Below are 13,220 nucleotides of genomic sequence, written 5' to 3'. Positions count from 1 at the left end.
ACTCGTCGTCGTCCGACGGTCCGGTCAGCGGGGCGCCCATGACCGGACGGCGGATCGTGGATATGGCGCTCGTCCTCGGGGCCTGCGTGCTCTTGCACCTGGCGATGGTGATGCCCTCCCACCCCGCAGGCCTCGTGCCGGCGCGGTTCGTGCGTCCCACGTGGGAGCTTCCGGTCATCCTCTTGTTGCTCGCGGCGTTTCCAAACCGGCCACTGCGAGCCCTGGTGATCGCTCTGGCGCTCGTGTTCTCGGTCCTGCGGATTGCCGACCTCGCCACCTATCTCGCGCTAAGCCGTCCCTTCGATCCGCTGCTCGACATTCACCTGCTCGTTTCGGGCTGGGAGCTTCTGGTGTCGAGCGTGGCCTACCACGAGGCACTTCTGGCGGTCGTCCTCGTGCTCGGTGCCCTGGGCGCGGCCACCTGGATGCTCTGGGCGGGGCTGTCGCGGTTGCCGCGCCTTGGCGGTCGGACGCGCGGGGCTGTGGCGGGCGTGCCGCTGATCGCCGTCCTCGTCTCCACGGCGGTGCCTGGATGGTCGGCCTTCGCGGCGACCCCAGTGGTGTCGAACCAGGTGTCGCGGATGGCGCGCAGCGTGGTCGATCTTCGGGACTTCAGCGAGGAGCTGGCCGAACGGCAGGACATCGCGCCCGCGTTCGAGGCGCTGGGCGACCGCGACGTGATCGTTGCCTTCATCGAATCCTACGGACGCTCCTTCCTCGACGATGCCGCATACACCGAGGTGTCAAACCCCCGGCTCGACGCTGTCGAGACGCGGCTCAGCGATGCGGGCTGGTCCATCCGGAGCACGTTCCTCGCCGCCCCGACCCGCGGGGGCCAAAGCTGGCTGAGCCACGGGACGTTCCTGTCCGGGCTCTGGGTGAACAACCAGAGCCGCTACGACCGGCTGATGATCTCCGATCGCGCATCGCTCAACGCGCTGTTCGGCGAGGCCGGGTGGGCCACAGGGGCGGCGATGCCTGCCATCGTCCAGGACTGGCCCGAAGCCGCTTGGTACGACTATGACACGACGCTCGACGCATCCGGGCTCGCCTATGCCGGCGAACCCTTCGAATGGGTCACGATGCCCGACCAATACACGTGGAGTGCGATGGATCGTCTGCTTCGAGGGCCCGGTCCTGACATGATCGAGATGGCGCTCATCACCTCGCACGCGCCGTGGACCCCGCTGCCGCGGATCGTGCCGTGGGACGCGGTGGGCGATGGTGGCATCTTCGACGGGACACAGCGCGACGGGGACACGCCGCGCGAGGTCTGGTCCGATCCGGAGCGGATCCGCACACAGTATGGCCTGTCGCTGGACTACGCGCTCGAAGTCATGGGGCAATACATCGCGCGCGACGGCGAGGATGCGCTCTTCATCGTGCTCGGCGATCACCAGCCCGCGCCGCTTCTGACCGGGGAGGGGGCGTCGCCTGACGTGCCGATGCACGTCATCTCGCGCGACACGGGCCTGCTGGAGCGGCTGCCCGACGAGGTATTCTCCGACGGCATCCGCCCCGCGCCGGATCGTCCGGCGCTGTCGATGGACGCGATCTACGGCCTTATGACGTCGGTGTTCGAGGATCCGGACGTCGCCGCCAGCCGCACCAACTGAACGGAACGGCTCTGGAAGCGCCGCAGGCGATCAGCAGTAGCGTTCAGGGCCGGCCCATTGCGCGTAGCTGTAGCGGTCGCCATGCGCCCAGCCGACCGGCAGGATCGCGTCGATCCGTGCGACATCGTCCTGCGACAGCTGAAGCTCGGTGCCGCGCAGCAATTCGCGCAGGTGATCCACGTTCTTGGTGCCGGGGATCGGCAGCACGTGATCGCCACGCGAGATCACCCAGGCGATCGCGACCGCCGCGGCGGGTTCGCCCATGTCGGCGGCAAGCGCGCGGAAACGGTCGGTGATCGCGATGTTGGTACTGTAGTTCGGCTCCGTGAACCGGGGATTGGACTTGGTGAAGGTGTAGGTCGCGACCTGTTCGGGCGTGAAGGGCGCGTCCGTGAGAAAGGACCGACCGACCGGAGAGAATGCCACCAGCGTCGCGCCCAGCTCGGCGCAACTCTGAACCAGACCCAGCTCCGGCGCCCGGGTCGCGAGCGAGTATTCCGACTGCACGGCCGCGATCGGGCACTCGGAATGCGCCCGGCGCAAGGTGCTCGGCGCGATTTCCGAGAGGCCGACCGCCTTCGCCTTGCCCTTGTCGACCAGCCGCCGCAGCGTGCCCGCCACGTCCTCGATCCGGTGCGTGGGGTCGTAACGGTGAATGTAGAACAGATCGACGCAATCGACGCCAAGCCGGCGCAGGCTGTCGTCGATGCAGGTCTCGAGGTAGTCGGGATCGTTGTTGAACCGCCGCTCCGGGTCGCCGGTGTTGCCGGCCTTGGTGGCCAGCACGATCTCGTCCGCCGCGCCGGGCCGGTCGGCCAGCCACTGCCCGATGATCTCTTCGCTGCGTCCCTTGCCGTAGAGATTGGCGGTGTCGATGTGCGTGACACCTGCCTCGCGACAGAGATCGAGCACCGCGTGGCTCTGCTCGATGCTGGCATCGCCATAGGTGCCCGAGAACGACATCGCGCCGATGCCGAATTGAGACACGGCGGGGCCGTTGGCTCCGAGACGGGTCATCTTCATCGCGGCTTTCTCCTTCTGTCGAGGGGCGGGTCTCGTGGGTTCTAGCGCGATCCGCCCAGCGTGACAGATTGCGCCGTGTGCCGGATGCGGCGCGGCGGTGCACCGTCCGACCGCACCGAGCCGTGACACGCCGGAACCGGGGTCAGGCGCTCAGGCGGCCGAGGGCGAAGAGGACCTCGCTGTCTTGCGACGATAGAAGAGGCGCGCGATCGTCGCGAAGAGAAGCGGGACGAAGACCACGCCGAGGATCGTCGCCGACAGCGTTCCGCCGAGCACGCCCGAGCCGATCGCGTTGCGCCCCGCGGCACCGGCCCCCGAGGACAGGACGAGCGGCACGACCCCGAGGGAGAATGCCATCGAGGTCATGATGATGGGCCGGAACCTCTGGCGCGCGGCCTCGACCGAGGCCTCGAAGACCGGGGCGCCGGCCTCCATCCTGTCGCGCGCGAATTCCACGATCAGGATCGCGTTCTTGCCCGTCAGGCCGATCACCGTCAGCAGCCCGACCTGGAAGAAGACACCGTTCTCGTAGCCGCCGAGCCACGCGCCGACCAGCGCGCCGAGCACCCCGATCGGCATGGCCAGCATGACCGCGAAGGGGATCGCCCAGGATTCGTAAAGAGCCGCCAGCGACAGGAACACCGCCGCCAGGGACAGCGCGTAGAGAAGCGGCGCCTGGTTTCCGCTTTCGCGCTCTTCCAGCGACAGGCCGGTCCACGCCACTTCGAACCCGGCATCGAGGTTCTCCTCGACCAGTTGCATGATCTCGGTCATGGCCTCGCCCGACGTCACCCCGGGCGCCGGAGAGCCCTGGATCTGCATCGAAGGCACGCCGTTGTAGCGGTTGAGGCCCTGCGGCCCATAGCTCCAGCTGGACGATGCGAAGTTGGAAAAGGGCACAAGCTCGCCGGTGGCGTTGCGCACCCGCCAGAGCTCGAGGTCGGAGGGCTGCATGCGCGCGTCCGCCTCGGCCTGAACATAGACCTGCTTCACGCGGCCCTCGTCGACGAAATCGTTGACGTAGCGCCCCGCCCACGCAACCGAGAGAAGATCGCCGACATTCGAGGCCGACACGCCCATCGCGCCGGCCTTGCGCCAGTCGATGTCGATGTTGAACTGGGCCGCATCCTCGAGCCCGGAGGGCCGCGCCGACGCGATCCGCTCGGACTGGTTCAGCAATCCGAGAAGCTGGTTGCGGGCATTCACCAGTTCCTCGTGGCTCTGCCCGTTGCGCGCCTGAAGGTAGAAGTCGAAGCCCGAGGCGTTGCCGAGGGCCGGGACTGCCGGCGGCACGATCGGGAAGACCTGGCCGTCGACGATCTGGCTGAATGCGCCGAAGGCTCGGCCGGCGACGGCCTGCGCGCTGTCGGCGGGACCGCGATCCTTCCAGTCCTTGAGACGCACGAAGGCGAGGCCGTTGTTCTGGCCCTGGCCGCCGAAACTGAACCCGACGACGCCGTAGACCGAGGCGACGGCGCTTTCCTCGTTTTCGAGGAAATGGGTCTCGATCTGTTCGAGCGTATCGAGCGTGCGCTCCGCGGTAGCGCCCGTCGGCAGCGAGATCAGGGTGAAGAGTAGCCCCTGATCCTCTTCCGGCAGGAAACCGGTGGGCGTGCGCAGGAACAGAAAGACCACGGCCGCGCCGAGACCGAGATAGATCACGAAGATGCGGAAAGGGCGTCGCACGACATATCCGACCGTGCGCGCATAGCCGCCGAGCGTCGCGTCGAAACCGCGGTTGAACAGGCCGAAGAAGCCGCGCTTGCGCCCATGCTCCGGCTTTTTCAGAAGGATCGCACAGAGCGCTGGAGTGAGCGTCAGAGCCACCACCACCGACAGCGCCATGGCCGAGACGATGGTGATGGCGAACTGCTTGTAGATCACCCCGGTCGAGCCGGGAAAGAACGCCATCGGCACGAACACGGCTGAAAGAACCATGGCGATGCCGATCAGCGCGCCGGTGATCTGGCCCATCGATTTTCTCGTCGCCTCGCGCGGGTCGAGGCCTTCCTCTTCCATGATCCGCTCGACGTTCTCGACCACCACGATCGCGTCATCGACCAGAAGGCCGATCGCCAGCACCATCGCCAACATCGTCAGCGTATTGATCGTGAAACCCGCGGCAGCGAGCACCGCGAACGTGCCGAGGATAACCACCGGCACCGCGAGGGTCGGGATGATGGTCGCGCGGAAGTTCTGCAGGAACAGGTACATCACGAGGAAGACGAGCCCGATCGCCTCGAATAATGTCTTGACCACTTCCTTGATCGAGATCTCGACGAACGGCGTGGTGTCGAACGGAATCGTGTATTCGACCCCGTCGGGGAAGAATTCCGCGAACTCGTCGATGCGCGCCTTCACCGCCTCGGCCGTTTCCAGCGCGTTCGCACCCGGTGCGAGGCTGATCGCCATGCCCGCCGACGGGTTCTGGTTGTAGCGCGATATGGTCGAATAGTTCGCCGCCCCGATCTCCACCCGTGCCACGTCGTCGAGAAGGACGAGACCGCCGTCGGTTTCGGCCCTCAGCACGATCTGTTCGAAATCCTGCGGCGTGCGCAGCAGCGACTGGGCGGTGATCGTGGCGTTGAGCATCTGCCCGTCCACCGCCGGGCGTGCGCCGAACGATCCGGCAGAGATCTGGGTGTTCTGCTCGGCAACCTTGGCGACCACGTCGCCTGGCGTCATGTTGTAGGCGAGCATCCGTTGCGGATCGAGCCAGATGCGCATCGCGTATTGCGCGCCGAACACCTGAACGGAGCCGACACCCTCGATCCGGGACAGTTCGTCCACGAGGTTCGAAATCATGTAATCGGCAAGGTCGGTGTCGTCGTATCCGCCGTCGCGCGCGATCAGCGCGACCACCATCAGGAAGCCGGCGGAGGACTTTTCGACCTCGACGCCCTGCCGCTGCACCGTCTCGGGTAGGAGAGGGGTCGCCTGACTGAGCTTGTTCTGGACCTGCACCTGCGCGATGTCGACATCGGTCCCGGTCTCGAACGTCAGCGTGATGGAGGACGACCCGGCACTGGTCGAGGACGACGAGATGTAGCGCAGACCGTCGAGGCCGGTCATGTTCTGCTCGATGACCTGGGTGACGGTGTTGGCCACGGTCTCGGCCGACGCGCCGGGATAGCGCGCGGAGACGCTTACCGACGGCGGCGCGATCTGGGGATACTGCGCGACCGGCAGATTGAAGATCGACAGCAGGCCCACGGCCATGATGAAGATCGAGACGACCCAAGCGAAGACCGGGCGGTCGATGAAGAAGCGCGCCATTCCGGGCCCTTTCGTTCCGCCCCTCGGGGCTCAGTTCGTCTCTGTCTCGTTGCCGGCCTCGGTGCTTCGCGCTTCGGCGGCGGCGGCCGCGCCGGCGGCCTGACCCTCGGCATCGGCCTGAGCGTCCGCCGCACTGGCCGATCCGGGCTCCGAGCTCGTCGGCGTCGCCTCGTCGTCATCCGCCTCGGAGCGCGGCTGCGGATTGACGGTGGCGCCGGGCGCGGCGCCCTGGAAGCCCGCGACGATCACACGGTCGCCGTCGTCCAGCCCTTCGGACACGATCCAGTCGGATCCGTTGTTGCGCAGGATGGTCAGGCTGCGCTGTTCGACGACGTTCTCTGCGGTCACCACAAGCGATTGCGGCGTGCCGCGGCGGTCGCGCGTGACGCCCTCTTGCGGGACTGCGATGACGTCCTCGGCCGTTGCTGTCGGCATCTCGACCTCGACATACATCCCAGGCAGCAAAAGCTTGTCGGGATTGTCGAAAACGAGGCGCAGCACGACGACCCCGGTCTGCTCGTTCACGTAGGGTTCGGCACCCGCGAGCGTGCCGGTCTCCTCGAATTCCTCGCCGTCTGCGAGGCGCAGCTTGACCTGCGTCTCGGTGTCGTCGAGCGCCAGGAGCGCCTGTCCGCGACGCCAGCGCAGGAGCTCGGCGGCCGATTGGGTTACGTCCACGTACACCCGTTCGATGTTGCGGATCGTCGTCAGGGGATCGGCCTGCCCGGTGGAGACGAGCGCCCCCGGCGAGGTCTGCGACAGCCCGATCTCTCCTGTCAGTCGAGCCCGGATGTTGGTGCGGTCGAGCTCGATCTCGGCACGGCGCGCCTGTGCCTCGGCCAGTTCCAGAGCCGCCTCCGCCCCGTCGCGACCCGCGACGGCGTCGTCCAGGGCCTGCTGACTCGCCACGTTGCGGCTCTGCAATTCCTCAAGCCGGTCCGCCTCGCGCCGGGCAGCGCGCAGCTGTGCGGCAGCCTGGCTGACGCCGGCGCGCGCTTCGGCCAGCGCGGCTTCGTAGGTCGCGGCATCGATGCGATAAAGCACGTCACCCGCCTCGACCCGTCCGCCCTCGTCGAACGTGCGCTCCACGATGATGCCGGCGACCTGAGGCCTGACCTCGGCGGTCTCGTAGGCCCGCACACGGCCGGGCAGGGTGGAGGTCAGCGTCACGTCGAGACGGTTGACCTCGACGACTTCGACGGTCGGGGGCGGGCGGTCTCCGCCCTGCTGCGCGACCCCGTCCGCGGGCCAGAGGCACGCCGCCGTCAGTGCAGTCGCCAAGACCGCGGTGATCCGAATTCGCATCGTATTGCTCCCCGCCGGCAGCCCTCGGGCCGCGCGATGTGTGCATTGCACTATCGGTTTCCTCTGGCGCTGCAAGCGCGGGGACCCGACCTGTCGATCAAAATGTTAGGATGGTTTACCTGTTTGCCCAGTTCGGTGGCACGCACGGGGCCGCGAGCGATCGGTGCCGCAGCCAGTATATGACTGGTTTTGGCACCGCCGGGCGTCACACGGGCCGCGCGGCCCGTGTGGGGATGCACAGGGTCTGTGCGAGCAACCGGTGACGGGCGCCGGGCCGTCAGGCGGCGCGCAGTCCAAGCAATGCGCGCGCTTCGGCGGGGGTGGCGACACGGCGGCCATGGCTCTCGGCGATCTCTGCAGCGCGTTCGACCAGCGCAGCGTTCGAGGGCGCGAGCGTCTCGCGATCCAGCCGGATGTTGTCTTCGAGCCCCGTGCGCAAGTGGCCTCCGGCTTGGGCGGCCCAGGCGTTGACCTCGGCCTGGTGGCGTCCGATCCCCGCCGCGCACCACGGTGCGTCCGCACCGAAGAGCGTGCGCACGGTGTCCACGTAGAAGTCGAACACCCGCTTGTCGGCGGGCATCGCGTTCTTCACGCCCATGACGAACTGGACGTAGGGCGTGCCCTCCAGCTCGCCGCGATCGGCCATCAGCTTGGCCTGGTAGATGTGAGACAGATCAAAAGCTTCGATCTCGGGCTTCACGTTGTTGGCCCGCATTTCGGCGGCCAGCCATTCCACGAGGTCCGGCGGGTTCTCGTAGACCCGCGTCGGAAAGTTGTTGGAGCCCACGGACAGCGACGCCATGTCCGGCGCCAGCGGCAGCATGCCGCCGCGTGCACGCCCCGCGCCCGAGCGGCCGCCGGTCGAGAGCTGCACGATCATGCCCGGACACGCAGCTTCGATTCCCTCTTTTAGGCGGGCGAAACGTTCGGGGTCCGACGTCGGCTTGCCGTCGTCGTCGCGCACGTGACAATGGGCGATCGACGCGCCAGCCTCAAAGGCCGCGTGGGTGCTCTCGACCTGTTCGTCCACGGTGATCGGAACGGCCGGGTTGTCGGCCTTGGTGGGCACGGAGCCGGTGATGGCGACGCAGATGATGCAGGGGTCAGACATCGAGGAACACCGTTTCGTTGTCGCCCTGAAGGCGGATGTCGAAGCGATAGCGGCCGTCGCCCTCGGACCGTGCGAGCAGCGTCTCGCGCCGGGCTTCGGCCTCAATCGTGTTGAGGATCGGATCGGACGCGTTCGCCTCGGCCTCGTCGTCGAAGTAGAGCCGCGTCGCGAGCCCGATGTTCACGCCGCGCGCCGCGAGCCAGAGGCTCAGATGCGGCGCCTGCAACGTGCCAGAGCGCGCCGGCACGCGCCCGGGCTTGATCGTCTTGATCCCGAAGCTGCCGTCGGCGAACGCGGTGTGCGTACGGCCGAAGCCGGTGAAATCCGGGGACACATCGGCGACGCGCGGGTCGGCGGGATGGTTGTAGATCCCGGCCGCGTCGGCCTGCCAGACCTCCACCAGCATGTCGCGGACCGGTGCGCCGGTACCATCGGTGACGCGGCCGACGATTTCGATCCACGGCCCCGTGGCGGCGGGCCCGGCAACCGCGCGGCCCAACACCGCCGGGTGACGGTCGTGGCCCGCGACGTCTGGCAGAAGGCCGATATGGAGGAACGGGCCGGCCGTCTGGGACGGCGTCTCGATCGGGTAGGGCAAAGGCATCACGCACCCTCCGGTCTGTTTTCAAAGAACGTCTGACGCCGCCCGCGCAGAACGATGTCGAAACGGTAGGCGAGGCAGTCGAGCGGCAAGCTCGCCCCCAGATCGAGCGGCGCCATCAGCCGGTCGAGCGCCGCCGCGTCGGGGATCGTCTGGGCGATCGGATCCTGTGACCGAAGCGGATCGCCCTCGAAGTACATCTGGGTGATCAGGCGCTGCGCGAAGCCCGCACCGAAGATCGAGAAGTGGATATGCGCCATCCGCCACGAATTGGCGTAGTTGCGGAACGGGTAGGCGCCCGGTTTGACCGTACGGAACCGGTAGTAGCCGTCGCCATCGGTCAGAGCGCGCCCGCAGCCGCCGAAGTTCGGGTCGATCGGGGCGAGGTAGCGGTCGTTCACGTGCCGGTAGCGGCCGCCGGCATTGGCCTGCCAGACCTCGACGAGGGTGCCGGGGACCGGCCGACCGGATTGATCGGTCACGCGCCCGTGGACGATGATGCGCTCACCGATCGGATCGCCATCGACCGCATGGTTGCGCAGAAGATCGTGGTCGAGCGGTCCGAGATCATGATGTCCGAAGGTCGGGCCGGTCAGCTCCGACAGCGACGTCTCGACCGACAGGAGGGGCTGGCGCGGGCTGCGCGCCACCGTCGTCTTGTAGTCCGGCGTGTAGGCGGGCGGGTGACTGCGCCTGTCCCGCTCCATGAAGTCCCAGGTCACGCTCACAGTTCCACTCCCATCTCTCGGTACGTCTCCTTGGCGATCTTGAGCGCGTGGTTGGCGCGCGGCACACCGGCGTAGATCGCGACGTGCTGAAAGGCCTGCGCAACGTCCTCGGGCGTGGCGCCGGTATTGGCCGTCGCCCGCACATGCATCGCGATTTCCTCGAAATTGCCGGTCGCCGCCAGAAGCGCAAGGGTCAGCATCGACCGTTCGCGCAGGCTGATCGCGTCCGACGCCCAGACATTGCCCCAGGCGCTTTCGGTGATCAGATCCTGAAAAGGTGTGTCGAACGCGGTCTTTGCCGCCTCGGCGCGGTCGACATGCGCCGACCCGAGCACCGTGCGGCGCACCTGCATTCCGGCCTCGTGCCGATCTGTCATGTCTGTCCTCCCGGTTTCCGGACCTTATTGCAGGCCGGGACCGAGAGTAAAATTGATATTTTCCGGTCTGAATATTACCAATGGGTTATGAATATAGATGCCCGTTTCCGCCTTCGCCACGTGGCGACATTCCTCGCCATCGCGCGGACCGGTTCGGTCGGACAGGCCGCGGCCGAGCTGAAAGTGACGCAACCCGCCGTGTCCAAGACGCTGCGCGAGCTCGAGGAGATCCTCGGTGTCCCGCTCTTCGACCGGACCGGTCGGCGGGTCGTGCTGAATGCGGCGGGCACCGAGTTCCAGCGCCTGGCCGGCGCCGGCATGTCGGCTCTCGCGCAGGCACAGGACGCGGTGCGCGGGGCGGCCCGGCGCGGCCGGATCCGCGTGGGGGCCCTTCCGACCGCCGCGACGCGGCTGATGCCCGACGCGGCGCTGCGCTTTCGGGCCGCCCGGCCGAACTGCACCATGCGCGTCTCTACGGGCCCCAATTGGCTCCTGATGAACCAGCTGCGCGAGGGTGCGCTCGATCTCGTCGTCGGTCGCATGGCAGAGCCGCGCCGGATGGAGGGGCTCACGTTCCGGCAGCTCTATTCAGAACCGATCGTCGGAGCCGTGCGCTTCGACCATCCCGCGGCCGCCTTCGACGGGGCGGCGACTCTTCGGCAGTATCCGGTGATCCTGCCGCCGGCCGGGGCGGCGATCCACCAGACGGTGCGCGCCTGGCTCGTGAGCATCGGTGCGGGCGACGTCGCACCGGAGTTCGAGACGGTGGCGTCCGCGTTCGGGCAGCGCGTTCTTGCCCGGTCCGACGCGATCTGTTTCATCTCCCGCGGCGTCGTGGCCGACGCGCTCGATGCCGGGACGCTGCGCGCGCTGGACCTGTCCAACCCGCTGTTGGCCGGGCCCGTCGGCATCAGCCTGCGCGCGGGCCAGCCGCCGTCGGAGGATCTGGCCGAGCTCGTCGCCGCGCTCGACGCCGTTGCGCAGGAGCCGCGCGACTGACCGGCGCCTCGGATGACATTCCGGCGCGCTAGTCCTTCGGCACGCCTTTGGGCCGCGCCAGCCGCTTCTGCGCGGCGATGCGGAAGGGTGCGTTCGGGCCACCATAACCGGTATAGCCGGGCTCGCGTTGCACGATCTCGATGAACACGCCGCCCGGCAACGCCTGCGAGTAGAGTTGGAAAAAGCCCGCCACGCCGTCGTGATCGTATAGGATGTTTGCCTTGCGCATCCGCGCGATCACTTCGGCCGGGAGGTCCACCCGCGCCGCGAGATCGGCGTAGTAGTTCGTCGGGATCTGAAGCGCAGCGAAGTCGCGGGCCGCGAGCGCTTCTGCGGTCGCGAAGATGTCGTCAGTGGCCAACGCAATGTGCTGGACCGAGGCTCCGAACGTCTCGGCCAGGAAACTTCCGGCGAGCGTGCGGTGCGTTTCTGCCCCGTTGAGCGTGACGCGCAGGCCGCCGCCCCGGCGGCTCTCGACCGCCTGGCTTCGCACGACACCGTCCGGATCGATCACATCGACCATCGGCGCCTTCTGCATGTCGAAGAGCGCGGTATAGAACAGCGTCCAGCCCAGCATCTCGTCGTAGGACATGGTCTGCGCGATGTGATCGACGGTGGTCAGTCCGGCGTCGCTCTCGGGTTCGGTCTCGGTGACGAACTCCTGGTCCCAGACGACCTCGTGCGCGGCATCGATCAGGTGAAGGACGGATCCCGACAGGCCTCGGATCGCCGGGATCTCCATCTCGCCCGGGCCGAGCGGCTGTGCGAAGGGCGACAGGCGCAGACCCTCGGCGCGGGTCACCGCCTCGTGTGCCGACGGCACCGACAACCCGATATCGCAGACGCAGGTGCCCCGGGCGTTCCAGCTGGTCGCCGCGTGGCCCTCGGTCTCGCGGTTGATGACGAAGCGGATGTCGCCCTGCGCCCAGAGATCGAGATCCTTGTTGCGGTGCCGCGCGACGCGCGTGAAGCCAAGCGTGGCGAAGGCTCGGCCGAGCGCCTCGGCCTCCTCGCCGCGGCTCGCGAACTCCGCGAACGATACGCCTTGCGCCAAGGCGCGTGGTGGCAGCCGGGGCGGCGCGGTGTCCGGCTCCTGCCGTCGGATATCGTCCATCGTCACCACGAGGCTGCGATAGCCGTCGCGGGCGATACGCCGCGGGTCACCGCCGCGGAACTGGTCGTTGAAGATCTCCAGGCTGACCGGGCCGGCATAGCCGGTCGCCATGACCGCGCGCAGGAACCGCTCGATGTCGAGGTCGCCCTCGCCGGGCATGTTGCGGAAGTGGCGCGACCAGTAGAGCAGGTCCATTTCGATCGCTGGCGCGTCGGCGAGCTGCACGAAGAAGATGCGGTCGCCCGGGATCGCGCGGATCGACTCCGGATCGATCTTGCGTCCGAGCGAATGAAAGCTGTCGAGGATGAGCCCGATGTTCGGGTGGTCTGCGCGGCGCACGATTTCCCAGGCGTCGCGGTGGTCGTTGATATGCCGGCCCCACGCGAGCGCCTCGTAGCCCACGCGTATGCCGCGCTCCGTCGCGATGTCGCCCAAAGCGGCGAGGTCGTCGGCCGCCCGGTCTATCCCGCCGAGGCTGCGCGGATGCACCGACGAGCAGATCAGCATCATGTCGGTGCCGAGCTCGGCCATGGTGTCGAACTTGTGCCTGGCCCGGTCGAACGCCTTGGTCCGGTAGGGCTCGGGGAGGCATTCGAAATCGCGGAAGGGCTGGAACAGCGTGATGTCGAGCCCGTGATCGCGGACCATGCGCCCGACCTCGGCCGGCCCCCCGTCATGCGCGATGAAGTCCTGTTCGAAGATCTCGACCCCGTCGAAGCCGGCCTCGGCAATAGCGGCGAGCTTCTCGGTGAGGTTGCCGGCGATGGAGACGGTGGCGATGGATGTGCGCAAAATCGGAACCTGCGTGATGTCTGCCGGACGGTGGCGAGCAATCACCCGAAGGTCAAGGCGGCGACCCGGGCGCCTGGCCTCCATGGCGGGCGATGGCGCGGGGGCGGATGCAGGGCAGGGCGGACAGCTGATCGCGACGGCACAGCACCCTGCCGGGTATCGGGTCACGCGCCGCTTGAGACTGTACCAGTCGGACCGTTGACCTTCCCGACGTTTTCAGTCAGATACTCGGCCGTATTTCGCCGAGCCAATCCAAGCCAGGCGGTCCGATCTCTTCG

The 13,220-nt window shown here is 67.7% G+C and carries 10 protein-coding genes; 2 read left to right on the top strand and 8 right to left on the bottom strand.

Annotated elements, in window-relative coordinates; genetic code table 11:
• The first annotated feature begins 38 nt into the window (after nt 1-38).
• Nucleotides 39-1,616 (top strand): LTA synthase family protein, encoded by a 1,578-nt coding sequence (locus ROJ8625_RS07265; RefSeq protein ID WP_143535066.1) that lies wholly within the window; start codon nt 39-41, stop codon nt 1,614-1,616.
• Nucleotides 1,617-1,646: 30 nt separating this feature from the next.
• Here the strand turns inward: ROJ8625_RS07265 and ROJ8625_RS07260 are convergent, their stop codons facing one another.
• The 7 genes from ROJ8625_RS07260 to pcaC all read right to left on the bottom strand — a co-directional run bounded on the left by ROJ8625_RS07260 (nt 1,647) and on the right by pcaC (nt 10,037).
• Entirely contained in the window at nt 1,647-2,639 is a 993-nt protein-coding gene (locus ROJ8625_RS07260) for an aldo/keto reductase (protein WP_085791197.1), read from the bottom strand.
• Between the two features lie 150 nt (nt 2,640-2,789).
• Entirely contained in the window at nt 2,790-5,915 is a 3,126-nt protein-coding gene (locus tag ROJ8625_RS07255) for an efflux RND transporter permease subunit (protein WP_085791196.1), read from the bottom strand.
• Between the two features lie 30 nt (nt 5,916-5,945).
• Entirely contained in the window at nt 5,946-7,220 is a 1,275-nt protein-coding gene (locus ROJ8625_RS07250) for an efflux RND transporter periplasmic adaptor subunit (RefSeq protein ID WP_085791195.1), read from the bottom strand.
• A 277-nt stretch (nt 7,221-7,497) separates the two neighbouring features.
• The gene (locus tag ROJ8625_RS07245; protein ID WP_085791194.1) at nt 7,498-8,331 is read right to left on the bottom strand and encodes a 3-oxoadipate:acetyl-CoA acetyltransferase; all 834 of its coding nucleotides are present in this window, start codon (nt 8,329-8,331) and stop codon (nt 7,498-7,500) included.
• The gene (gene pcaG / locus ROJ8625_RS07240; protein WP_085791193.1) at nt 8,324-8,935 is read right to left on the bottom strand and encodes a protocatechuate 3,4-dioxygenase subunit alpha; all 612 of its coding nucleotides are present in this window, start codon (nt 8,933-8,935) and stop codon (nt 8,324-8,326) included. The genes ROJ8625_RS07245 and pcaG overlap by 8 nt, the downstream gene beginning before the upstream one ends.
• Nucleotides 8,935-9,639, bottom strand: a complete 705-nt coding sequence (pcaH, locus tag ROJ8625_RS07235) for a protocatechuate 3,4-dioxygenase subunit beta (RefSeq protein ID WP_085791367.1) — start codon at nt 9,637-9,639, stop codon at nt 8,935-8,937. Before pcaH ends, pcaG begins: the two co-directional genes overlap by 1 nt.
• A gap of 17 nt (nt 9,640-9,656) precedes the next feature.
• Entirely contained in the window at nt 9,657-10,037 is a 381-nt protein-coding gene (gene pcaC / locus ROJ8625_RS07230) for a 4-carboxymuconolactone decarboxylase (RefSeq protein ID WP_085791192.1), read from the bottom strand.
• A gap of 87 nt (nt 10,038-10,124) precedes the next feature.
• Between pcaC and ROJ8625_RS07225 the strand changes: the two genes are divergently transcribed.
• Nucleotides 10,125-11,036 (top strand): LysR substrate-binding domain-containing protein, encoded by a 912-nt coding sequence (locus ROJ8625_RS07225; protein WP_085791191.1) that lies wholly within the window; start codon nt 10,125-10,127, stop codon nt 11,034-11,036.
• A 28-nt stretch (nt 11,037-11,064) separates the two neighbouring features.
• On the opposite strand, the gene ROJ8625_RS07220 is transcribed toward ROJ8625_RS07225, so the two are convergent.
• On the bottom strand, nt 11,065-12,942 hold the full coding sequence (locus ROJ8625_RS07220) for a bifunctional sugar phosphate isomerase/epimerase/4-hydroxyphenylpyruvate dioxygenase family protein (protein ID WP_085791190.1): 1,878 nt from the start codon (nt 12,940-12,942) through the stop codon (nt 11,065-11,067).
• Nucleotides 12,943-13,220 lie beyond the last annotated feature (278 nt).

This window comes from Roseivivax jejudonensis (genome assembly GCF_900172265.1).
Classification (GTDB): Bacteria; Pseudomonadota; Alphaproteobacteria; order Rhodobacterales; family Rhodobacteraceae; genus Roseivivax; species Roseivivax jejudonensis.
This window is presented reverse-complemented; position numbering and strand designations above follow the sequence as displayed.